The 21,974-nt window shown below is 44.2% G+C and carries 22 protein-coding genes; 6 read left to right on the plus strand and 16 right to left on the minus strand.

All coding sequences use genetic code 11. The features are described from left to right. Window positions 1–230 precede the first annotated feature (230 nt). Both BN2425_RS20205 and BN2425_RS20210 read right to left on the minus strand, forming a co-directional pair. Window positions 231–1,307, minus strand: a complete 1,077-nt coding sequence (locus BN2425_RS20205; RefSeq protein WP_042463375.1) for a 3D domain-containing protein — start codon at window positions 1,305–1,307, stop codon at window positions 231–233. A 232-nt stretch (window positions 1,308–1,539) separates the two neighbouring features. After that, window positions 1,540–1,929, minus strand: a complete 390-nt coding sequence (locus tag BN2425_RS20210; RefSeq protein ID WP_042463377.1) for a hypothetical protein — start codon at window positions 1,927–1,929, stop codon at window positions 1,540–1,542. Between the two features lie 201 nt (window positions 1,930–2,130). Between BN2425_RS20210 and BN2425_RS20215 the strand changes: the two genes are divergently transcribed. Continuing rightward, window positions 2,131–2,544: a helix-turn-helix domain-containing protein gene (locus tag BN2425_RS20215; protein WP_052352980.1), complete on the plus strand. Its 414-nt coding sequence runs from the start codon at window positions 2,131–2,133 to the stop codon at window positions 2,542–2,544. A 149-nt stretch (window positions 2,545–2,693) separates the two neighbouring features. Continuing rightward, complete coding sequence (locus BN2425_RS20220; RefSeq protein WP_042463379.1) at window positions 2,694–2,993, plus strand: hypothetical protein; 300 nt, start codon at window positions 2,694–2,696, stop codon at window positions 2,991–2,993. A 442-nt stretch (window positions 2,994–3,435) separates the two neighbouring features. On the opposite strand, the gene BN2425_RS20225 is transcribed toward BN2425_RS20220, so the two are convergent. Together BN2425_RS20225 and BN2425_RS20230 are read right to left on the minus strand one after the other, a co-directional pair. After that, window positions 3,436–3,618, minus strand: coding sequence for a hypothetical protein (locus tag BN2425_RS20225; protein ID WP_042463382.1), 183 nt, complete (start codon window positions 3,616–3,618; stop codon window positions 3,436–3,438). Continuing rightward, on the minus strand, window positions 3,608–3,988 hold the full coding sequence (locus BN2425_RS20230) for a single-stranded DNA-binding protein (protein ID WP_042463780.1): 381 nt from the start codon (window positions 3,986–3,988) through the stop codon (window positions 3,608–3,610). The genes BN2425_RS20225 and BN2425_RS20230 overlap by 11 nt, the downstream gene beginning before the upstream one ends. Window positions 3,989–4,235: 247 nt before the next feature. Here BN2425_RS20230 and BN2425_RS20235 point away from each other — a divergent pair, with 247 nt between their 5' ends. Further along, on the plus strand, window positions 4,236–4,667 hold the full coding sequence (locus tag BN2425_RS20235) for a YwpF-like family protein (RefSeq protein ID WP_042463383.1): 432 nt from the start codon (window positions 4,236–4,238) through the stop codon (window positions 4,665–4,667). A gap of 178 nt (window positions 4,668–4,845) precedes the next feature. Beyond that, a complete protein-coding gene (locus BN2425_RS20240) occupies window positions 4,846–5,091 on the plus strand; it encodes a hypothetical protein (protein WP_042463385.1) in 246 nt (81 codons plus the stop codon). Between the two features lie 35 nt (window positions 5,092–5,126). On the opposite strand, the gene BN2425_RS20245 is transcribed toward BN2425_RS20240, so the two are convergent. From BN2425_RS20245 to BN2425_RS20275, 7 genes are all read right to left on the minus strand, one after another. Then, window positions 5,127–5,489 carry a hypothetical protein gene (locus BN2425_RS20245; protein ID WP_042463388.1) on the minus strand — a complete coding sequence of 121 codons (363 nt, stop codon included), beginning with the start codon at window positions 5,487–5,489 and terminating at the stop codon, window positions 5,127–5,129. Window positions 5,490–5,644: 155 nt separating this feature from the next. Then, window positions 5,645–8,035 carry an immune inhibitor A domain-containing protein gene (locus BN2425_RS20250; protein ID WP_042463390.1) on the minus strand — a complete coding sequence of 797 codons (2,391 nt, stop codon included), beginning with the start codon at window positions 8,033–8,035 and terminating at the stop codon, window positions 5,645–5,647. A gap of 403 nt (window positions 8,036–8,438) precedes the next feature. Further along, entirely contained in the window at window positions 8,439–8,870 is a 432-nt protein-coding gene (gene fabZ / locus BN2425_RS20255; protein WP_042463393.1) for a 3-hydroxyacyl-ACP dehydratase FabZ, read from the minus strand. 90 nt (window positions 8,871–8,960) lie between these two features. Continuing rightward, window positions 8,961–9,281 carry a DNA-directed RNA polymerase subunit beta gene (locus tag BN2425_RS20260; protein WP_042463396.1) on the minus strand — a complete coding sequence of 107 codons (321 nt, stop codon included), beginning with the start codon at window positions 9,279–9,281 and terminating at the stop codon, window positions 8,961–8,963. 316 nt (window positions 9,282–9,597) lie between these two features. Further along, window positions 9,598–10,599: a rod shape-determining protein gene (mreB, locus tag BN2425_RS20265; RefSeq protein ID WP_042463398.1), complete on the minus strand. Its 1,002-nt coding sequence runs from the start codon at window positions 10,597–10,599 to the stop codon at window positions 9,598–9,600. Between the two features lie 169 nt (window positions 10,600–10,768). Continuing rightward, window positions 10,769–11,041, minus strand: coding sequence for a sporulation transcriptional regulator SpoIIID (gene spoIIID, locus BN2425_RS20270; RefSeq protein ID WP_007086083.1), 273 nt, complete (start codon window positions 11,039–11,041; stop codon window positions 10,769–10,771). Window positions 11,042–11,474: 433 nt separating this feature from the next. Then, on the minus strand, window positions 11,475–12,074 hold the full coding sequence (locus BN2425_RS20275) for a pyroglutamyl-peptidase I (RefSeq protein WP_042463402.1): 600 nt from the start codon (window positions 12,072–12,074) through the stop codon (window positions 11,475–11,477). 88 nt (window positions 12,075–12,162) lie between these two features. On the opposite strand from BN2425_RS20275, the gene BN2425_RS20280 reads away from it, so the two are divergent. After that, complete coding sequence (locus tag BN2425_RS20280) at window positions 12,163–12,495, plus strand: MGMT family protein (protein WP_042463405.1); 333 nt, start codon at window positions 12,163–12,165, stop codon at window positions 12,493–12,495. A gap of 1,380 nt (window positions 12,496–13,875) precedes the next feature. Here BN2425_RS20280 and BN2425_RS20290 read toward each other — a convergent pair. Further along, complete coding sequence (locus tag BN2425_RS20290; RefSeq protein ID WP_042463409.1) at window positions 13,876–15,858, minus strand: penicillin-binding transpeptidase domain-containing protein; 1,983 nt, start codon at window positions 15,856–15,858, stop codon at window positions 13,876–13,878. Window positions 15,859–16,036: 178 nt separating this feature from the next. Then, entirely contained in the window at window positions 16,037–16,936 is a 900-nt protein-coding gene (locus BN2425_RS20295; protein ID WP_042463411.1) for a M23 family metallopeptidase, read from the minus strand. Between the two features lie 119 nt (window positions 16,937–17,055). Here BN2425_RS20295 and BN2425_RS20300 point away from each other — a divergent pair, with 119 nt between their 5' ends. Continuing rightward, window positions 17,056–17,475: a VanZ family protein gene (locus tag BN2425_RS20300; RefSeq protein WP_042463413.1), complete on the plus strand. Its 420-nt coding sequence runs from the start codon at window positions 17,056–17,058 to the stop codon at window positions 17,473–17,475. Here BN2425_RS20300 and BN2425_RS20305 read toward each other — a convergent pair. The 3 genes from BN2425_RS20305 to spoIID form a co-directional block, all read right to left on the minus strand. Continuing rightward, entirely contained in the window at window positions 17,450–18,463 is a 1,014-nt protein-coding gene (locus tag BN2425_RS20305) for a nuclease-related domain-containing protein (protein WP_052352981.1), read from the minus strand. The two genes, BN2425_RS20300 and BN2425_RS20305, sit on opposite strands and share 26 nt — an antisense overlap. 936 nt (window positions 18,464–19,399) lie before the next feature. Then, window positions 19,400–20,653 carry an Nramp family divalent metal transporter gene (locus tag BN2425_RS20310; protein ID WP_042463416.1) on the minus strand — a complete coding sequence of 418 codons (1,254 nt, stop codon included), beginning with the start codon at window positions 20,651–20,653 and terminating at the stop codon, window positions 19,400–19,402. Window positions 20,654–20,792: 139 nt separating this feature from the next. Continuing rightward, on the minus strand, window positions 20,793–21,821 hold the full coding sequence (gene spoIID / locus BN2425_RS20315) for a stage II sporulation protein D (RefSeq protein WP_042463418.1): 1,029 nt from the start codon (window positions 21,819–21,821) through the stop codon (window positions 20,793–20,795). Window positions 21,822–21,974 lie beyond the last annotated feature (153 nt).

Below are 21,974 nucleotides of genomic sequence, written 5' to 3' on the forward strand. Positions count from 1 at the left end.
CCCTTATCACCCCTTATAAAAAATAGTAACCGTTTACAAAATGGTCAAAACGATTCTAACACTAATAAAAAAATGATAGTAGGTAAAATTTTTACAATATTTTGTAAATATTTTAGGGTGAAGCAGGGGTAGGGTTCATTTTTATTACCAGAACAAAAAAATGACGTGCAATAACGCACGTCATTTTTTTGATTGTGGAATGGATGCCAGGAGAACCGTCCCTCCGGCTACTAATTTAGGATGACAACTTTTACGGTTTTTCTGCCCCAAACTCGCGCGGTTGCACTGTTTGGCATTAAGACATCGATTCTGTGGCCTTTGATGGCGCCGCCGGTGTCTCCGGCAATGGCTTCACCGTAGCCTTCTACCCATACTCTTTTTCCAAGTGGAATAACGGCTGGGTCGACTGCGATTAGTTTCATGTTCGGATTCGCTTTAATATTGTAGCCCAATCTTGTAATCGAGCCGGAATCCTCATGGCTATAAGCGGTAGCGCTTACATACAGTTCTGTACCACTAACGTTTGCACTCGCGGCTACGGGGGCTGTTGCTTTTGGCGCTGCTTGCTGCTGCGCAATTTTCGCTTGAATTTCTGCTATTTGTGACTGAATGCCGGACTTTTCTTGCTCGGCTACTTGCATTTGTTGTTCGATCTGAGTGTATTTTTCCTGCATGGCAGTTAAGTTTTGCTGTCTTGCTTGCAGGTTGTTATCTAGTTCTGCCTGCTGCTGCGCTAAAACGGTTTGTTGTTCTTCTAAAACCTGTTCTTGTTTGTCGATCTCTTTTTTATCATTTTCGATTTTCTGAAGATCTTCTTTTTGCGCTATCAAAATGTCTTTATCCGCATCCATCAGCTGCGACGCTGCACTGGCTCTCTGAATAAATTCAGAAATGCTATCGGATTCGAAAAAGAGATTAATCATCATGCTGACATTGTCATCTTCCTGAAGCGCTCGGGCCCGTTTTTCCATAATACCTTTGCGGCCGAGAATTTTGTCCTCAAGGACGACGATTTCTTGTTTTTTGGCTTCAATCCGCTGATTGACCTCGTCAATCTTGCTTTGCGTCTTTGCCATTTCCGCTTGATTAGAATTTATATCATTATATATGGACTGTAGTTCTTGCTGAATGTTTTGAATCTCTTGATTAACAGCTTGCTTTTCTACTTGTTTTTGCTCAACAATTTTCTGTTGCTGCTCTAGCTGTTGTTGTAAGGCGTCGCTATTCGTTTGCGCGTATGTAACAGTACCTGATCCACACAAGATAAGAGTTAATACTGTGAGAGTAATACGTTTTATGTTTTGCAAACTATTCTCCCTCCTTATTACTCTATTTATAACAAATCAATATGCCAGTTATGTTACAAGAATATTAAAAACCGACAACAATGTGTATTAAAACAGCAGAAATCGGCCAATAAATGGCATATCTGTGACATTTACAGGGTTTACTGGCGCAATTTTGGAAAATTCGTTGGCGAATTAAAGGCTATTTTTTACAAAAAATGATTCTATGAAAGTTGGTTTCATAGAGGAAGTCTTAATAGAGGGCTTTCTCTTCAGATACAGTCCTTGTCAGCTTTTGTTTTTGCCGCCTGTTTTTACATTTAGGAAACATTCTCAGGACGGCAATTCGGTTGCCATCTTTGAGGGCAATGCTGGTCAGTAAATCGATGACTTGTTGTTCATCAGGTTCACGGTCCTCGACAAAAACCTGAAGAGACTGATTATCACAGGTCATGTGGATGTTGGTATCGTAAAAATGAATACATGAATTCTCATTATTAAGGGGAATAACTTGATAAGTAGTGTTTCTCTGGGGTGACTGAAATAATAGTAAGGCTAAATCATTCGGGTTGGGCCGCCTGATTATTCGCCATTCTCCGCCTTTCATCTGTTCTCCAATAAAAATCAGCGAGTTCCACTCCATAACATCCCTCCAAAAAACGACACGATTTTTCAATCCCTATTATTATTCGACAATAGCATTTTCTTTCCTGCTAATCGTGTGGGGTCTATCTGGTTGTGCATCATTTTCACAAGACGGTTTGTGCATATCGCGCACATTTAGCCAATGAAGCATTTTTTGCCGCTAAGGTAAAAGCAGAATGTTTGATTGGCGGTGATTGGGATGTCATTATCGGAAAAATTAAGAGAACTCCGCGACCTTCAAAACTGGTCTCAGGAGACGCTGGCCAAATTGATGAATTTGCATCGTTCGACGATTAGTCGCTATGAAACGGGCAGAAGTGTCCCCAATTACCAAACGGTGATTCAATTTGCGGAAATATATAAGGTAGAAAAAGAGTATCTGGTCAATGAGCTCGATAAGCTGCTGCCCAATGTCGAGGCGCCAGGCTTTGTCCTGAAGGAGAATGGGGATGATCCTGATATCGGGATGGTTCTGGATTTGCTAAGGGCAGAGCCGGATTTGAAAAAGGCTTTGGTCGATCTGCATTTGATGTCTCCAAAACGCAAAGCCTTTTACGTGGATTTGATTGCTAGCCAAATCAAAGTGAGTAACCGGCATAAGGACAAGCTCTAACGCTAAAGAAGCCGCTGAAACAAGTTCAGCGGCTTCTTTTTTAAAAAAACAGGGGGGTTTTTACTATTATTGTGCCCTTTACACTGGGGATTATACCTTAATTTGAAAATAATTTTAGGCAGCCAAGGTGATGTGCCGGTAATAGGGTTATGTCGGTTGATAAGAGGCTGGTTCGCGCTGGTATTAACCTGTTTCCTGCCGGTAAATATGTGAACTTTGCCGGTAATCTTCGTCAAAAAGCCGGTAAAATAAAAAACAGCTCGATTTACAGAACACTACGCCCTTCTGATCAAAACAAGATTAATATGACCCTGCCAGGCCACGGCCTGGCATTTTTATTGGCTGCAAAGGGAGATGTGCCGGTAATTGGGCGAAATCGGTTGATAAAAGGTGGAACCGCGCCAGTACTAATCGATTTTGTGCCGGTAAATTTTGAACTTTGCCGGTAAACCTCGTCATTTCGCCGGTAAAATAAAAACAGCTCGATTTACAGAACACTACGCCCTTCTGATATCAAAACAAAATTAATATGACCCTGCCAGGCCACGGCCTGGCATTTTTATTGGCTGCAAAGGGAGATGTGCCGGTAATAGGGCGTAATCGGTTGATAAAAGGTGGATTCTCGCCGGTACTAGTCGCTTTCCTGCTGGTAAATTTGTGAACTTTGCCGGTAAACCTCGTCAAAGAGCTGGTAAAAATAAACCAGCTCAATTGACACTATTCAAAGCATCACGAACAAAAAAAAACTCCGGACCAAGGGGCCGGAATTTTTCAAAATGAGGTCATAAACGGAGACATATTTGATTCTCTTTACAGGACTGGCAGATTTTGCGGGGATTTCAACAAGTTTGGGTTAAATTTTCGTCAGAAGATTGCGGTTTGTGGTCATAATTAGGAGTAGAATCGCATGGGGTTATGGTGTCGTTCCTCTAGATGCTGCTCCTTGATGAGCCATTCCAGCTGACTGACGCGTTTTTGCAGGCTGTCGACGTTTTTGTTGGCATTGCCAACCATTTTGATTAAGCTTTCCAAAAGCATTTCCAAATTAGCGGCATCGTGGTCGTTAAAAGGCAAGTGAGGTTTCCTCCTTCTTCGGCTCCTGCTGCTGCTCGTGGACCACTTCATGCGGCTTGCCGCTGAGGAAACGGACCGTTTCGGCTACAACCTCTGTTACATAGGTTCGTTTTCCTTCTCTGTCGTAATGTCTCGATTGCAGACGGCCGGTGATACCCACAACGGAACCCTTGCGGCAGTACTGGGCCGTGTTTTCAGCCGCCCTTCGCCAGAGTGTGCACTGAACAAAGTCGGTATCAATTTCTCCATTGTGATTGCGGAAGTTCCGGTTTACCGCCAAGGTGATCAACGTGAAACTTGTCCCTTCTGACGTTCGTTTCAGTTCCGGATCCTTCGTTAATCGGCCTACCAACGTCACTTGATTAATCACGATATCCTCTCCTTTTCTGTTTGATGACTCCATCTTAGTCTCGGAAGCCCCCTTTGTAAAACTACGTTATTCGGAAATTCAGGGCTGCTTTTTTGGCGAAAAATAAATTTTTAAGGGGTTTTTTGTCAAATCAGGCGCTTATTTTTTCCAAAAAGACATGTATCTTAGCATCAGCCAATACTTTTCGACATTGCCTTTTTCCAACATATGTTATAATTGAGAAAATGCTTAGAGGAGGTCCGGGTTGATGAAGACGTTTAAGCTGTATTCTTTGGAAGTATTGGAAGGCGACACTTCGGTTGAAGTTCCCTTGGAAGATGGGTTGATCCTCAACAAGGAAGATGAACACTCCACCTGGCTAATTGAGGCATATACAGACTCGTCCTTGTATGACTTCTTTAAACAAATGCAAGCTGAAAACCGCGAAGTGATTGCAGAAGTGGTGATTACCAAAAAAGAAAACGTACCGGCCTATTTCCAAACCCGCATTGTGTCACTACTGAAATTCGACCAGCACATCAGCATCCTGCTCGAAGGCCAAATGCGACGCAACAAAAGCGACTACTCCGAGCTCCTGCTCGAAGATCTCCTCCAGAAAGGACTCCAAGGCCAACCACTGCTCCTGGAATTCAAAGAAAAAATGCAAAGCAAACCCAAACTAAAAGTAACCAAACCATAATGGGGGCCTGTCCCCCAGCAAAGCACCGCATTAAAGCAGTGGGGGACAGGCCCCCACTGCTTTAATGTACTAGAGAATTTTTGCCTCCGCCTCTTTTGCTAATTTCATACAGTTTTTGCAATTTTTATTGATTTTTCGACTTTTTGTCGACATACTTAGGTTATGTAGTAGGGGGAGGTTGTTAGAGATTAGATATTTAGTCAATATTATTATTGCGGTATTTTTGGCGATTGATGCGCCGAAGCATAATAAGCGGCCGTGGTTGTGGGCGATTCTTGGAGTGTTTTTTGGAGCCATCGTTCTGGGTATTTATTTCATTCAAACTGGCAAAAAGGTTCTTGGCTGGGTGATTACGATTTTAGCCCTTATAGTTTATATCTTTATTTTTTTGGGAATGATTTTGGTCACTACATTGGGCGTTTAGCCATAGGAAAAGGGACAAGCAATTTGTCCCTTTTTTTATCGGTCTTTGTTGTCACGGTCGTTTGCGTCTAAGTCATCCTCGATGATTTCTTCACGCGGTGTGTTGTGGTCCTTAGCGGGGTCCTTATCGGTATCTGTATTCATGTCATTATTTTCGTTATTGTTGTCGATTAAACCATCATCGTTCACGTTGTCATTGTTATCCAAGTCCATATGACCATTATTGTTGTTTCTATCTAAGTCATTGTTATTGATCCGATTATTATTAGGTGTATCAACTGTTGGCTGCGGCGGTGTGCGAAGGTTGTTATTTGTATCATTATCGCCATTGTTACAGCCCACAAGCATTATTCCAGATAGAAGAGTCCCCGTCAGCAAGGCAAGCAACTTTTTCTTCATGCTTAAAAACTCCTTTCAAATCTAATTTTCCTAGCAATTATAACTTTCCCTTACTAAAAAAATTATTTCGTGGAAGTTTTTGCAAACATAAAGGTTTTGATTTTGCGCAAAATAAAAGACATCAGGCGCTTAGACCTGATGTCTTTTTTGAAATCTTATTTATGGATCCAAACGGCTCCTGCAGTGTTGTCTTTTGCTTCGCCGATGACTTGGACCTTAATTGGATACTGAGATGGAACTTTAACGCCGGCATCCGGAATCACATTGTTAATGTAAGATTTTGTGGAATCAAATTCGGTTACGCCTGGAAGGCCTTTGTAATCGTAAATTCCACGAGTTGGTGAGTTCACATACCATGCTGGTGTCTTGTCTAACGAGAATGCAGCATCTGCTACTTGGTAGCGAGTGGTTTGAAGTATTGAATCTTTACCATTTAGGTTAAAGACTAATGCATCTGGATGAGAGTCAACGACGCTCAAGAATCCTTCTCCTGGGTGTACACCGCCCCAGTTATCGGTAAATGTATCGTCACCATACCAAACTACTAAACCAGTATTATATACGGCTTCACGAGAATATTTCAGGGCAATATCGGAACCAGCATAGTTTCTCCACTCTAGGTAGTAGTAGTGAGGCTTTTTAATCCAGCCATCAGATACTTCGAATCCATCTAGTGTTACTTGTGGTGTACCTTCTGCATCGTCAGAGAATTTGACTTGTCCATCCACGGTTAATTGAAGGTTGTCTAATGCGAAACCGTATGGAGCAAGGCCTCCGTCGGTTACATAATTAAATACTAGTTTTACTTTTTTGCCTAGAACTGGCGTTAAATCAAGAGATTTGTCTTCCCATTTGCCTAGGGAAGTTTCAAAGCCGCCTGCCGTGTTTTCATCGCCAATTGTATCAAGGGTAACACTCTTGCCATCTTCCGTTACAGCCTTTACATATAGGTAATCGTAATCAGTCTCAACTTCATAGAATTGCTTATAATCGAATTTTGCTGATGTTGCATTTGTTAAATCAAATACTGGAGTTTCCAGTACCGTGTCAAGGTCATCGCCTTTTGTACTGTAATAGTATTTTGCGCCAAACTCTGGTGCAATCCCAGGAACTTTTTTCTCAGGAAGGTTTACTTTTACAATACCAGGGTTTTTAGATTTCGTAACACTCTGATCGATAACTGTTGCTAGACCATTTTTATCGATATCTTCATAGTTTACTTCGGTAATATTAGCCCAGTTTCCGCCAATTGTATTTTGATAGAATTCTTTTACCTGTGGCGAGAAGCTTGGTGGCTGTGTTCCAGCAATATGACCGCTCCAGCTGCCGCCGCTCATGATCGACCATTGAGCAACGGAATCGCCATTGCCAGTGTATTGTGTGTCATACTCATCAGGAGCCCCTAAGTCATGGCCATATTCGTGGGCAAACACGCCAACTGCGCCGTCTTCAGGCTCGATGGTATAGTCAAATGCAGCCATTTTTCCGCCCCAGTAATCGACAGACGCCTCTGTGTTGGCAACTGGGTAAACCCCATTTAGTGTCCAACGGTGTGACCAGATTGCATCATCACCTAGTGCTCCGCCGCCAGCTTCCTGTCCGACACCAGCATGAAGCACCATCAAGTGGTCAACCAATCCGTCCGGCTCATAAATATTTCCATCACCATCAAGGTCATAGATATCTAAATCATCAAAATCGGCCAAGTTAATGCCAGATGCAACTGCTGCATTTAAGGCATCTTTAACAAGACCACGTGGACCTTTGGTTCCAGGTTTGTTGTCATTGCCGCCTGTTGGATTATCGCTGCCGTAATCCACAGCATTTCCTGGCACAGATAACCAATCCGTAACAGTTCCGTCGACGGTATAGCTTCCACCAGACTGTTCTTCATAGTATTGTTTAAAAGTTTTTACTTTATCTCCATTAAATAAGGTGAAATCTTCATCGCCAAACAGCATTTTCTCATAATGCTCTTTGCTGAAATCATCTGACCACATATATCCTGGGTCTTGCTCAATTTGGTTATGCTTGAAGTCAGCATATTCTACTAATAGAACGAGTACTTTGTCCTCGCGAACATCGCCATCATAGCCAGCCTGCTTGGCAGAATCTACTTTCACTGCACCAGTCGGCTTGCCTTTTTTGAAGTTTGTGTGGCCCTTTTCTAGTTGTTTAGCAAGCTTGTCCTTCTGTTTGGTAAGGAAATCTGTTGCTTTTTTATCCATTTCCTTCTGTTCTTTTGTCAAAGTTGGTTTGCCTGCTTGTCCGCCCTGTTTTTTCTTAATATAGTCTTTTGCTGCCTTGGTTACTTCTGCTGCAGTGGCGTTCTTAGAAACAAGACCCCTTTGTTGTAGTGCCTTTCCTAAGCGATCAATATCGACCACGTTTAAATCAATTGGTGCTGATTCTACTGTTGGTGTTGCTGCGGATACAGATTTGGGTGCAGCAGTCGTTCCGGCAACCGTACCTGCAAATAGTGCCGAAGCAACCATTGTGCTAGCCGCAACGCTGGATAAAACTTTTAATGATTTTCTCTTTTTCATTAAGTTTAAACCCCCTCTTACATTTTGTTCTACTAAAAGAACGTAGCATAATGTAGTTTAGAGAAGATTCGAAAAATTGTAAATAATACTTTAGAATTACCATACAACACCGAAAATAGGTCTTTTATCACAAAAATCTAAACAGGTCATTATAAACCTAGTTCTTTTAACCTATTATTCTATGAAATTTAACGATATTTTATACCTTTTCCGATACTTTCAATTTATTTCCCAACAAACACATAGAAATCGCCCCGTTAAATTGAATTTTATAACGACCAAACACCTGCATCCGACAAACTGCAGCATTTTCCTTAAATAGAACAGCAAAAACTTTCCCAACATACAAATAAAAAAGACAGGCCTTCACCACTTTAAAGCGGTGGGGGCCTGTCCCTCACAATTATTTCTTGTCGGTTAGGGCGAAGGTGATTTCGGCTTCGCAGGCGATTTCGCCGTCGACGGTGGCGATGGCTTTGCCTTTGCCGATTGGACCGCGGAGGCGGGTCATTTCAACTTCGAGTCGGAGTTGATCTCCGGGTTTTACTTGGCGTTTAAACCGGCAGCCGTCGATTCCAGCAAATAAACCGATCTTGCCGCGATTTTCCTCTTTCATTAACATTGCGAATGCGCCAACCTGTGCTAGCGCTTCAACGATTAGCACACCGGGCATGACAGGGTACTCTGGAAAATGCCCATTAAAAAATTCCTCGTTGGCCGAGACATTTTTAATCCCTACTGCTCGTTTCCCTTCTTCTACTTCTAAAATGCGATCAACCAGCAAAAATGGGTAGCGGTGGGGAATAATTTCTTTAATCTGTTCAATATCATACATCAGGATTAGTACCTCCTACTAATATCAAGTATTATTCCTAATTGTACTATTTTTCATACACAAAAGGGAAGGGCCAATCCGCCCTTCCCGCTATTTATGTTCCACTAAATCTCGAATATGCGACCACGCTGAACCAGAAAACACATCTGCCGCGTTTCCATCACCCAGTACACTATAGCCGACGATTGCACCAGCGATTAAACTGACCACCGTAAACACCACTAACAGAACTAACCGCAGCCAAATCGGTATCATGCGAATTCGGACCCGTTCTTTTGGCCGCTTTTTTGCAGCAGCCTCGGTTTGCTGCCCTTCTCCTCTTTCCTTCGCAGCCGGTACCTCGGATTCTTTGATTCGTTTATATTCTTCCCGCGTGGCAATCCGCTCTTGATTTATATTATCTATAGACATATTAATTCCCCTTTAACCTGGACTCCGAAGAGATAAGTCGAGGTGAGTTATCCATATTATAACCAATACTCCATAAATTTTTGTCGAGCATTTATTCTATTATAAGAAATTATTCACCATTACACATTATTTTTTTATAGGAAATAGTAAAACAATGTAAAAAATCAGCGCAAAAGGGGGAAATTCCACATAAAAAAGTCCAACGAACAAGGCTTGTCCATGCCTTTATTCATTGGACTTAATACCCAACTCAGTAGTATGACGTCATACCACCTTCAAGGGCGCACGCATGCCACATTATTTTTTTTTTAAAAAATCATCCTAATTTCCGACCCGGAATCCGATCGATATTATCCAGCATAACGCCTGTACCGATGGCAACGCAATCCATTGGGTTTTCAGCAACCAGTACGGGTACTTTCAACTCTTCAGCAAGAAGCATATCAATGCCGTGCAGTAAAGCTCCGCCGCCTGTTAGAATGACGCCACGGTCAATGATGTCGGCAGAAAGTTCTGGTGGTGTGCGCTCAAGAACGCTTTTTGCTGCTTGAACAATCACAGAAACTGATTCGCGCAAGGCTGCCTCTATTTCTTCCGAACGAACCGTAATCGTACGTGGAAGACCGCTCACCATGTCGCGTCCGCGAATTTCCATTTCTTCTGAACGGGACCCAGGGAATACAGTTGCGATGTTGATTTTAATATTTTCCGCAGTACGTTCCCCAATCAACAGCTTGTATTCGCGCTTAATGTGGTTCAGAATTTCCATATCAAACTTGTCGCCGGCCATTTTAATGGAGGAAGAAGTCACGATATCGCCCATAGACAATACGGCCACATCTGTCGTTCCTCCCCCGATGTCTACTACCATATTTCCGCTTGGCTGGAAGATGTCCATCCCAGCGCCGATTGCTGCTACTTTTGGCTCTTCTTCTAGGTAAACTTTTTTCCCGCCGCTTTTCTCAGCAGCTTCCCTGATTGCTTTTTGCTCGACACTTGTGATGTTCGTTGGGCAGCAAATCAAGATGCGCGGCTTGGATAAAAAGCCTTTTACGTTCAGTTTATTAATAAAATGTTTTAACATGGCTTCTGTTACGTCGAAATCAGCAATGACGCCATCCTTCAATGGACGAATTGCCACAATGTTTCCAGGAGTACGTCCCACCATCCGGCGAGCTTCTTCGCCGACGGCCAGTACTCGATTGGTATTTTTATCAATGGCAACCACAGACGGCTCATTCAATACAATGCCACGGCCTTTTACATGGATCAGTACGTTGGCCGTTCCTAAATCAATCCCTATATCCCTTGCAAACATTCTCTATCCTTTCCTCCTCAAGACGGATTCCTATCATTTCCTAATTTTCTATTCTACCATACTCCATCCAATATCCATAACAATATGATGGAATTTTTTGTGGAAATCCGTCGAAAAAAAGGGATTTAGAGAACTAACTTGTTTATTTCGGTTCCAATTGGTTGTGAGCTTACTTCACAGCCTCCCCTTCTTTTTCTTCTTTTTGATATTTCATCTTTGTCGCCTCGCCGCCCCGTAAATGACGAATCGATTTATGGTAGTCTAATATTTCTTTTACCTCGTTTGCAAGCTCAGGATTAATCTCAGGTAGTCTCTCGGTCAAATCCTTATGGACTGTACTTTTGGATACGCCAAACTCTTTCGCAATGACGCGAACTGTTTTCCTCGTCTCCACGATATACTTTCCAATCTTGATAGTCCTCTCTTTGATGTAATCGTGCACACTCTCGCCCTCCCTAAATTGGATGTGAGTAGTGTGAAATGAGACCCGCTTATCACTTCGACGAAATGCTGCTTCCGCAAGGCTGGTTGCTGCAACGCCTCACGGCAGAAAGTGTATCTTTCTGATCATACGATGAATAATCATGTCCCCGGCTGGATCCCCGTTAACTTCAAACGATACCTCACCTCAAACACTCTCTTTGTATAAAGGTTTGGTACATTGTATTAGCTTGGATAAGGGAATATGCACAAATTTCGCAATCGGGACAAGTTATTCTGTTATTTTTTTGAAAAATCAGACACCATTTGATTTTTCGACATTTTCTTGTTTCGCCTTAAGATCGTTGCTGGGATAGGGTTTGGCTTGGAAATAGCTTGGCCGCTTGAGTTATTTCCCGAGAAATTTGTCGGATAAAAAGTCCTATGACCGTTTCTCAATCCAGGACATTTATCATAATTTTCACCGCTTCCAGCAGGTCACGGCTCGACCAGGAAGGGATCCTTTTTTTCTGGTTAACCGCCAATTCATGGGAAGCCGGGATATGGACGAATCCTGCTGGCACGTTTTTGTCCTTTAATGCATGCAAGACCGTATACATCACGTTGTTGCATAGGTAGGTTCCGGCAGTGTTCGAAATTTCAGCAGGATAACCATGTTCCTTCAGGGTTTCGACGAATTTTCTAATTGGCAGTTTGGAAAAATAACCTGCTGGGCCGTCTTCGTAAATGGGAGCATCATTTAGGATGACACCTTTGTTGTCTGGTGCACCGTCACGGCAGTTGATGGCAATGCGTTCCGGTGTAATGTTTTCTCTGCCGCCAGCGAGACCGAGTGAGATGACGGCGTCCGGGTTGATTTGGTTGACTGCGTCTAACACGCGCTGACCAGCTTCATCGTATGTAACCGGTAAGAGCAAGCCTTTGATTTGGTAGTCCCCGATGGTCTGCCCGTCCAGTTCTTTGACGATTTTTTCTGTTGGGTTGATGGGAAAGTCAAGAAATGGTTCAAATCCAGTTAATAGAAGTGTTTTCATAGTTGTTTCTCCTCTGATTTTTTAAAATTATTATATAATTTTGTTATTATGAATGGAAAGAAATTAGTTTTAGAAGGGATTTTGAGCTGTGACACCTTTTACGGAGAAAGTAGTAAAGATTATTCAACATATTCCCGAGGGCAAAGTGATGACCTATGGCCAGATTGCTAAGCTGGCGGGAAGTCCGCGTGCAGCGCGTCAGGTGGTGCGAGTGCTGCATTCGATGAGCTGGAAATACCATCTGCCTTGGCATCGCGTCATTAACGCCAAAGGGCAAATTGCGCTCCAGGAGGATGATTCGTATCAAGAGCAGCGGTTGTCGCTGGAGGCGGAAGGGGTAGAAATCGGGCTCGGCGGGGTCATTGATTTGGGGAAATATCAATGGGAACCGTCCGTGGAACAGTTTGAGGATTTGGTTTAGCTTGGCTTGGGGCTAGGTTTCTTATAGGATTGCTGGGTAGGAGCTCGGCTTGTGCCAGTATTTCGGGTGGAATGGTTGATAAAAGGTTGAATTGTGCCGGTAAACTTGTGGGCTTTGCCGGTATTTTTGTGTACTCCGCCGGTAATCTAGTCCGAAGCGCCGGTAAGTTAAAATTGCTCAATTTAAAGAACAAATAGAGCGTGATATTCCCCTCTTTACAGAACAATCCTATTCCCAAAGCCTGCTGCCACTCCCCAGCCAACCTAGTTATTTGGCACATGCGGCTCGTGTGCCGGTATTTCGGGTGGAATGGTTGATAAAAAGCCGTATTGTGCCGGTAACCCTGTGAACTTTGCCGGTAAACTAGTCCGAAGCGCCGGTAAGTTAAAATAGCTCTATTTAAAGAACAAATAGAGCGTGATTATTCCCTTTTTATGGAACAATCCTATTCCCAAAGCCAGCTGCCACTCCCCAACCAACCCGTTTATATGGCACAAGGGGCTCGTGCGCCGGTATTTCGGATGGAACGGTTGATAAAAGGACGTATTGTGCCGGTAAACTTGTGAACTTTGCCGGTAAACTAGTCCGAAGCGCCGGTAATCTAAAATTGCTCTATTTAAAGAACAAATAGAGCGTGATATTCCCCTCTTTACAGAACAATCCTATTCCCAAAGCCAGTTGGCCTCTCTCCAACCAACCTGGTTATATGACACAGAGAGTTCGTGTGCTGGTATTTCGGGTGGAGTGGTTGGTAAAAGGACCATTTGTGCCGGTAAACTTGTGAACTTTGCCGGTATTTTTGTGAACTCCGCCGATAATCTAGTCCGAAGCGCCGGTAATTTAAAATTGCTCAATTTAAAGGACAAATAGAGCGTGATATTCCCCTCTTTACAGAACAATCCTATTCCCAAAGCCAGCTGCCACTCCCCAACCAACCCGGTTATATGGCACAGGGGGGATCGTGCGCCGGTATTTCGGATGGAATGGTTGATAGAAGGCTGAGTTGTGCCGGTAAACTTGTGAACTTTGCCGGTATTTTTGTGAACTCCGCTGGTAATCTAGTCCGAAGCGCCGGTAATTTAAAATTGCTCAATTTAAAGAACAAATAGAGCGTGATATTCCCCTCTTTACAGAACAATCCTTTTTCCAAAGCCAGCTGCCACTACTCCCCAACCAACCCGGTTATATGGCAAAGGAGGATCGTTTGCCGGTATTTCGGATAGAACGGTTGATAAAAGGACAAATTGTGCCGGTAAACTTGTGAACTTTGCCGGTATTTTTGTGAACTCCGCTGGTAATCTAGTCCGAATCGCCGGTAATTTAAAACAGCTCTTTACCAGGCTTCAAACAGCAAAAAAGCACCACGCCTGGTGCTTTTCCTTACTTCCTATTCATAAATACGTTCTTCACTTTATTCACCGCAACCGATGATCCGTTACCTTCCAACATCATCGCAATCATCAAATCCGGTGAATCCGGGTTAAAGCCGATAAACCAGCCGTTCTCTTTACCCTTTTCCCCTTGTTTTTGCTTAAATTCCGCCGTACCAGTCTTACCAGCTAACGGATATCCTGGGATTTCCGCGGTATGGGCCGTTCCATCGGGGTCCGACACAACCTTCCGCAAATCAGCCGCAATGAGTGCTGCATGGTCTGGTTTCACCACCGCTTCCTTCCACACCTGACTGCGCTTCTCTTCATCCAATAAAATTGGTTTTATCATATTGCCACCATTGACAAATGGCGTATAGGCCGACAACAAATGCACCACACTCATCTGAATTTGCCCCTGACCATAACCAGAATCAGCCAGCGCGATCTCGCTGCCAAGGTCTCCAATCTTTGACTCATCGAGCGGGTACGGATAGTCCATCTTGGTTTCAAAACCGAATTTTTTCAGCCCCTCAGTAAAATTCTGCTTGCCCATTTTTAAAGCCGCCTGAGCAAAATAAATGTTGTCTGAGTAGATAAAGGCTTTTTCCAAATTGATGGGACTGCCCACGTGAACACGCGTCACATAGTAGCCGCCCCACGAACTGTCTTTTTGCCATTGTTTATCTTTAATTTCCACGCCTTCCTCCGGCGTAATCGTACCATTATCGAGTGCCACCGAGGCCGTGATCGCCTTCATCACAGAACCTGGCGCAAATCCCATCTTAAATCGGGTAAGCAACGGCTGGCGTGCATCATCCTGCAGTGCTTTCCACTCTTCCGATGACATGCCTAAGGTAGCCAGATTTGGATCAAACGAAGGACTGCTAACCAGTGCCAAGGTTTCCCCTGTAGTTGGCTGCAGCGCCGCAGCCGTTCCTGCCTCGCCGCCCATCTCGTTGAACATCATGGACTGCAAGCCAGCGTCAATTGTCAGCTTGACGGTTTTTCCATCGACGACCGGCTTCTCAGCCAGCACTTCTTCGCCGCCATCCTTCTTTTTAATGAGAATTTTGACGCCGGTTTGTCCTTTCAGCTGCTCATCCAGCACTTGTTCCAGACCGCGTTTTCCAATGACGTCGGAGCTTGTGTAGCCCTTGTCTTTCAATTTTTCCAGATCGTCCGCTGTAATCGAGCCGACGTAGCCAATTAGCTGGGCCGCAGCCTCTTTATATGGATAAATCCGGGCCTCGACCTTGCGTGTTTGGACCGGCTCAAGAGCAATTAACTGAGCAATCCGCTCCTGGTCGTCCATCGGCACCTTTTTGAGCGGCACAAACATGCCCGGTTTCACCCAGCTGGCGCTGAGCGCTTTATCGATTTGCTCTGGCGTTATTTTTAACAGTGAAGCTAGCTGCTCCTTGATTGGCGCTGCCAGCTCTCCGGCCTTCACCCCGACCTCGTAAGCCTGGCCGTTCACAGCGAGCCCCGTGCCGTTGCGGTCAACAATTTCGCCCCGCTTCGGTGCGACCGTGCTCAAGCCAATTTTATCGCCTTCCTTCAGCTGTGGAAAAATAAATCCGGTATTCCAGTCGACATACCAGTTTTCTTTGTCATCCTTGCCTTCTTTAGTTAAGTTGGCTTTGTGGCTGAATTGAATCGGACCTGCGATACTAGCCATTTTGGCAGAAAAAGAATAGTGGGCCTGTTCCTTTTTGGCCTGATCGTCTTCTTTTGGCTGTTTAAATGAAACTTTTAGATCCGTTATTTCCAGATCATCATAAATTTTTTGATAGCGATTGGTGAAGTCTTCTTTGGAGATTGTCTTTTTGGCATCGTTAGAAAGGTAATCATACATCTTATCGAACTTTTGCTTGTTCCATAGTTCTATGTATTCGGAGAATCGTTCTTGAGGTGTGGTTTCTTTTTTGTTGCAGCCTGTAATGAACAGCCCCAGCACAAGCAAAAGCACGACCCCAACCAGTTTTTTCAATCTAACCCCCTCCTTATCCCTTCCATCATACCACATCCTGCCAAATACAAGCACCGATTTTACTATAGGACGGATGGGCTATTTCGGGAGCGGATGCTTCTCACTATGAACCGTCCCATTGGACCCTGCTGCATAAAAAAAAGAGGAAAGTGATCCCCTTCCCCTTTGCTACTTTTTATTATGAGTTTTTGCTTTTGTTGGTGGATTGTCCATCATTGGATGGTTGGTCGCCGGAATTGCTGTCAGTTGAGTCGTCACCTGTTTTGCTGTCAGTTGAGTCATCGTCTGATTCAGTGTCAGCGGCGGGATCATCTTCTGCGCCTTGGGAGTCGTCAATTTTTTGCTGATCTTCCTTGGCTTTTGGCGTATCCACTGATTCGGATTGCTTATCTTCTTGTAAAGTGTTTAGCGGTTTGTTGAAATAGTCGGATGGATTCACCGCGACGCCATCTTTACGGATTTCAAAATGGACGTGTGTTCCAGCTTTTTCATTGAACAAGCTTTGCCCAGCCTTGGCAAGCACATCACCTTGTTTAACTTCTTCGCCAGCTTTTACTTTTATGTCTTTCACGGATTGATATTGTGTTACAATACCATTGTCGTGTTCGATTTCAATGACGTTTCCAAGAATGGCATCTTCTTCGACACGAGTAACCGTTCCGGATAAAGATGCAGTTACATCAAAAGTTTCTCCGCCCTTCACGGTAATATCAATACCGGTGTTTGGCTGGTAGGTGTTATTGTAAAATACTAGTGCTGCTTCTTGGTCTTCTGCTTTGGCGTTGAAATCATAGAATTTGGTTTTGATTTCAGCATTCTTTGCATTGGCCACTGGCATCTTCACATTTTCTAATGCTGAGTTGACTTCGACTGCCGGCGTTTGATTCTTTTTACCTGTCAGGTCAGAAGACTTATAGCTATATTTGTCTGAGTCTCCCGCACTGCTTTGGTACCAAAGAACACCGGTTAGAATGATTGCTGCACTTGCGATATAAATGGCTGGAAATACCCAACGCTTTTTGAAAAAGCGTTTTACACTGGAACTTTGAGAAGATCGTTTGTTTTCTTCCTCTCTCATTTTCATCACCTCAGCAATCATTCTGAACAGATAAGTAGAATTATATACACTAGTCTGAAAAAATTTTTATTTTTCTACAATGATTAGGTTTTTATTCATAGTTTGGAGGAGTTTTTTTTATGAAGTGGGTTTTGCGCGTCTTGCCATTGGTTTATATGGCGATTGTTTTTATCCAATCGAGCTTTCCCGCCGACAAGTTCGTCGAGCTGCCCGATTCTACCATTGACCATACGATTAAGGAATCCTTGCATTTAATAGAGTTTGCGATTTTGTACGTGCTGCTAGTCTTGGCGATGCTGACGCGCCGCCGCGGGTTTACACCGGCCCTGAATGTGGCCTGCGCCGTGTTTGCCGGCCTCTATGGCATCAGTGACGAAATCCACCAATCGTTCTATCCCTACCGTTCCGCTTCCTGGTTTGATCTGGTGAAGGATTTCACCGGAATCGCGGTTTGCTATTATTTTGTGAGTGGGGCACTTTTTAAAGGAAAATTTAATGGGGTACGAAATTTACTCAGACGTGCGGAAAAATCACTGTAGCTTTTGCTGCAGTGGTTTTATTTTTATAAAAGTACACTCTGTTTTTGAAGGTTCCTGAGTAGGCTAACTCCATCGAGTGAAAAATTCGGTTTGCTGTTCTGGAAGAGTTAATACAGAGCCATTGTCTAAGTTCACCATTTGTGATGGTGGGTTTGATTAAAAGAAAATGGTCATGGATGGTTTTGACGTGTGCTGTTTTAGAAGTAGTTTTGCAATTGAGGCAGTTCCAGATGCCGCGTTCATATCTCATAGGCAAGTGTTCGCATACCGGACATTGGACACCTGGGAGAAGGTCGTTTTCGGTAAGGTTAAATTGTTTTAGCAGGTCGGGGTCATGGGGTGTATGGCTTGTTATGAGTAGGCGCCTAATTTTTTTGAGTTCTTTTACATCTAAGATATCTTCTTTATACTGGCTCTGGATTTGGCTTATTTTTTCCAGTAGACATTCACTGTTACACATGTTGCGCTGCAGTTGTTCCGTGCCAGGGGCAAATTTTATGGTTGCCTTATCGTTGGCATTGACGAACAGGAAAGCAATTGGCAGTTTTGCACAATAGTGTTCCTGGAGCCACCTGGTCAGTTTGGCCGCCTGAAGCCGGGCTTGCGTGACTGGGTTTTTTATTCGTTCCGTGGTTCCGTTATTTGTAATCGTGGTCTGATTGAGGGCTTTTTCAAAAAAATACTCTCCTGATCGGTTTTTGACTTCAAGGACTAGTGCGAAAGAGGAACAAAGGATTAAATAGTCGATTTGGAAAAAGTAATTGCCAAGTTTGAGGCGGAGGTCGTGGAAAATGGTGTATTTGGTTTCGGGGAGCATGCTGAGATAGAAGACTAGTGATTTTTCACCTTTATAGCCAGCAAGCCATTTTTTGTATTCTGCCATTACCTCGGGGAGTACAGGATGATTGGAGGGAATTCTGGGGATTAGGGCTTCGAATTTTTGGAGGCGGAGCGATTTCTGGCATTCCTTTGCAAACAATGATGGCAAAATGGCATCATCCTTTCATTTTTTCTACTATATTCTTCTTGAAGCTCTACTAATCCTATTTGGAATCAGCTAGATTTGTTACACTTTTTTGAACTCTTTCAGGATGCTGAGGATGGCGATGGGGTGCAAACGGTACTCTGGACCCTTTTACCGGCAAAGTTCACATTTTTACCTGCCCTTTCCTATCTATTATCAACCACTCTCACCACTTTACCGGCACTTCATATAAAAAAGGCCAGGCCAGAGCCTGGCTGGGTCATTGTTTTCCATTTTCTTACTAGCAACTGTTCTGTACTACGGTATTTCTCTTCCTAACTTGTTCTTTTAAGCGAGCTTTTTTATTTACCGGCACTTCGAACCCTTTTACCGGCAAAGTTCACATTTTTACTGGCACTTTCCCACCTCTTATCAACCACTCTTACCACTTTACCGGCACTTCATATAAAAAAGGCCAGGCCAGAGCCTGGCTGGGTCATTGTTCTCCATTTTCTTACTTGCAGCCGTTCTGTACAACGTATTTCTCTTCCTAACTTGTTCTTTTAAGCGAGCTTTTTTTATTTACCGGCACTTCGGACCCGTTTACCGGCAAAGTTCACAAGTTTACCGGCACTTTCCCACCTCTTATCAACCACTCTCACCACTTTACCGGCACTTCATATAAAAAGTGCCAGGCCAGAGCCTGGCTGGGTCATTGTTTTCCATTTTCTTACTAGCAACTGTTCTGTACTACGGTATTTCTCTTCCTAACTTGTTCTTTTAAGCGAGCTTTTTTTATTTACCGGCACTTCGAACCCGTTTACCGGCGAAGTTCACATTTTTACCGGCAAATCCCGACCCTTATCAACCAGATCTCCCTATTTACCGGCACACCACAATCCCCCTATAAAAAAATGAGACAGGAGAACCCTCCCCCTGTTTCACCCCTGCTTCACTCCATCAAAACAGCCCCATCAATTCATTCACCGCCAAAACAACAAACAGCAGAATGCTGACCCCGAGCCCGAGATTCGATACCCACTGCCGGCGGTCGACCGTTCCAACGTATTTCTTCTTGTTTAACAGATACAGCAACGTAATCGCCAGAAACGGCATAAAGATGGCTCCTAATGCACCGTAGGCAATAATCAGCGCCACCGGCTTACCAATAATATGCAGCAACATCGGCGGGAACGTCAGCCACAATACATAGAACCGATACGCCTTCGAACGACTCAATTGCTCATTCGGAATATCCTGATGCCGGACCGTCCGGATAAAATCCGCAAACAAATACGGAACCCCATTCCAAACACCCAGCACTGACGTAAACGAAGCCGCCCAAAATCCTACTAAAAACAAATACCGGACCGCGGGATGCAGCTCATTCCCCAAAATACCGGCAAAATCCACTAACCCCTTCTCCCCGCTAATCGTCACATCCGTTCCAAACAACAACCCCGCACCCAAAACCAGCAGCGAGACCGTAAACAGAGCCGTCACAATATAGGCAACCGCTGAATCGTAGCGAACCGCTGAAATAAACGACGGCCCCTTCCACTTATTCTCCTCCAGCCAGTAGCCATAAGACGCCATCGTCAACGAGCCGCCCACACCGCCAATCAACCCGAGTGCATAAATCAATGAGCCTTTTGGCAGCGTCGGCACCGCCGTCCCCACCACGTCCCCCAGCTGTGGCAACACTATGATAGCCGAACCCACCACCGTAATAAACATTATCCCAATCAACACATTCATAACATGTTCAAACCGTTTATATTGCCCAGACCACACCAATACCAGGCCCAATATTCCATGGATAATTGCCCATGCCGTCAACGACAACTGGGGAAATAAGGCCGATGCGGCCAACGCACAAGAAGCTGTTCCCGCTGCGCCATAAACAAATCCCCAAATCACCGAGTACACCCCAAAATAGCCAGTGGCCCATTTCCCCATCAAATGCCAGCCTTCTAATATGGTCTTTCCGCTCGCTAAATGCCAGCGGCCTACCCCTTCATTTAAGGCAAATTTTAAAATCGCCCCAATCACAATCGCCCAAAGAAACACTAACCCATAATTGGTCCCTGCCACTAGGGCGGCCACTAAGTCACCTGCACCTACCCCTGTCGCAGCAACAATCAAGCCCGGTCCAATAATCGAAGTCCTTTTTACTACAACTGGTGGCGTGTGAAGTGGTCTCTCCTCTTTCATCGAATCCCCCTCTTTGTGGTAAACGTTTACAATTATGATAATATTATAATTATTCAACTTTCTCCCAGCCAAATCAATAGGTCAGAAGTACACAAAAGCCAGACCCATACTAGGGCCTGGCTTCTCTCATCCAACCAATCTATTTTTGCGCTGTGATCGTGGCTAGCATACTGTCTGCTACCGTGACCTCCACGCCTTTATAATAGTATTTCACAATATCCTGATAGGATTTGCCTTCCTCAGCCATGCCGTTGGCGCCGTACTGGCTCATGCCCACCCCATGTCCGAAGCCTTTGGTGGTAATCACAATATTGTCGCCCTTGCGCTGCCACGAAAAGTCAGATGACTTCAGATCCAATTTTTCCCGGATATCTCTGCCTGTTAAGACTTTTCCACTAAAATTCACCTTGGCCACCCGTTTGCCTGCCGTCCGTTCCGTAATCTCGCCAATCTTATTGCTTGAGCCAATTTTGACACCCAACCGTGACTCAAACTCCTTCACCGTCAACACTTTTTGGTTATTGAACTTTGGCGAATTTTTATCCCACGGGCTTGCGACACTTTTTAGATAAGGAAAGCTGCCGGACCAATAATCCTCGGAATTCTCGGTAAACCCATTGCTGGTGGAAAAGAACAACGCGTTAATCGGTTTGCCTTCGTAGGTTAAAATTTGTCCGCTTGTCGATCGTACCGCTTCGATAATCTTTTTCTTCTTCCAATCATAATCGGTTCCCCATTTCGCGCGCTGCTCAGCATCGTTCATGTAGACTTGATGGATTTGCGTATCGGTCACCTGAGAGCCTTCCGGGGCGCCCATCGTGTCCTTGTTGATTAACCGGTTCACTATGTAAGTTCTCGCTGTCAGTGCTTGGGCCTTGAGTGCTTCTTCATTGAAGTCTGCCGGCATTTCAGCTGCCACAACGCCAACCAAGTAATTCTCCATATCCACTTTTTCAATTGATTTTTGAGCGGAGCGGAACACAGCCACTTCTACTGCTGCGTCCTTGGAAGGAGTGGTGGAAACATTGGCGGGGGCCTTCGTCAGGTTCTCGCCTAGTTTTCCGCTCGCTTTGTGGTCAGAGAACGGGAGCACCAGGATGGCGGGGATAATCAACGTTAAGGCAAAAAGAAATGCAGCTGCTACGATGAGTGGATTGAATTTTTTCATGAATGTGCCTCCAGTTTGTCATTTTACATCCGAGCCTTCGTCAGGCCGGTTGTACGTCTCTTTAAAACATATGGAGGCGGACAAGCATTTATTACATAAATTTCATAGAGAACTTAAGTCAGATTTAAGTGAAAATCAGCATAATAATAAAGT

Origin of the sequence: Neobacillus dielmonensis, from assembly GCF_000612665.1 — a bacterium.
In the GTDB taxonomy this organism is placed as follows: Bacteria; Bacillota; Bacilli; order Bacillales; family Cytobacillaceae; genus Neobacillus; species Neobacillus dielmonensis.

Excerpts from the sequence above, each read along its gene's own strand:
- BN2425_RS20275 (WP_042463402.1), bottom strand. The coding sequence starts at position 12,074 with ATGAAAACACTTCTATTAACTGGATTTGAACCATTTCTTGACTTTCCC.
- BN2425_RS20245 (WP_042463388.1), bottom strand. The coding sequence starts at position 5,489 with ATGAAGAAAAAGTTGCTTGCCTTGCTGACGGGGACTCTTCTATCTGGA.
- BN2425_RS20295 (WP_042463411.1), bottom strand. The coding sequence starts at position 16,936 with ATGAGAGAGGAAGAAAACAAACGATCTTCTCAAAGTTCCAGTGTAAAA.
- BN2425_RS20260 (WP_042463396.1), bottom strand. The coding sequence starts at position 9,281 with ATGTCTATAGATAATATAAATCAAGAGCGGATTGCCACGCGGGAAGAA.
- BN2425_RS20210 (WP_042463377.1), bottom strand. The coding sequence starts at position 1,929 with ATGGAGTGGAACTCGCTGATTTTTATTGGAGAACAGATGAAAGGCGGA.
- BN2425_RS20220 (WP_042463379.1), top strand. The coding sequence starts at position 2,694 with ATGTCGGTTGATAAGAGGCTGGTTCGCGCTGGTATTAACCTGTTTCCT.
- fabZ (WP_042463393.1), bottom strand. The coding sequence starts at position 8,870 with ATGTATGATATTGAACAGATTAAAGAAATTATTCCCCACCGCTACCCA.
- BN2425_RS20300 (WP_042463413.1), top strand. The coding sequence starts at position 17,056 with ATGAAGTGGGTTTTGCGCGTCTTGCCATTGGTTTATATGGCGATTGTT.
- BN2425_RS20235 (WP_042463383.1), top strand. The coding sequence starts at position 4,236 with ATGAAGACGTTTAAGCTGTATTCTTTGGAAGTATTGGAAGGCGACACT.
- BN2425_RS20215 (WP_052352980.1), top strand. The coding sequence starts at position 2,131 with ATGTCATTATCGGAAAAATTAAGAGAACTCCGCGACCTTCAAAACTGG.
- BN2425_RS20250 (WP_042463390.1), bottom strand. The coding sequence starts at position 8,035 with ATGAAAAAGAGAAAATCATTAAAAGTTTTATCCAGCGTTGCGGCTAGC.
- mreB (WP_042463398.1), bottom strand. The coding sequence starts at position 10,599 with ATGTTTGCAAGGGATATAGGGATTGATTTAGGAACGGCCAACGTACTG.
- spoIID (WP_042463418.1), bottom strand. The coding sequence starts at position 21,821 with ATGAAAAAATTCAATCCACTCATCGTAGCAGCTGCATTTCTTTTTGCC.
- BN2425_RS20310 (WP_042463416.1), bottom strand. The coding sequence starts at position 20,653 with ATGAAAGAGGAGAGACCACTTCACACGCCACCAGTTGTAGTAAAAAGG.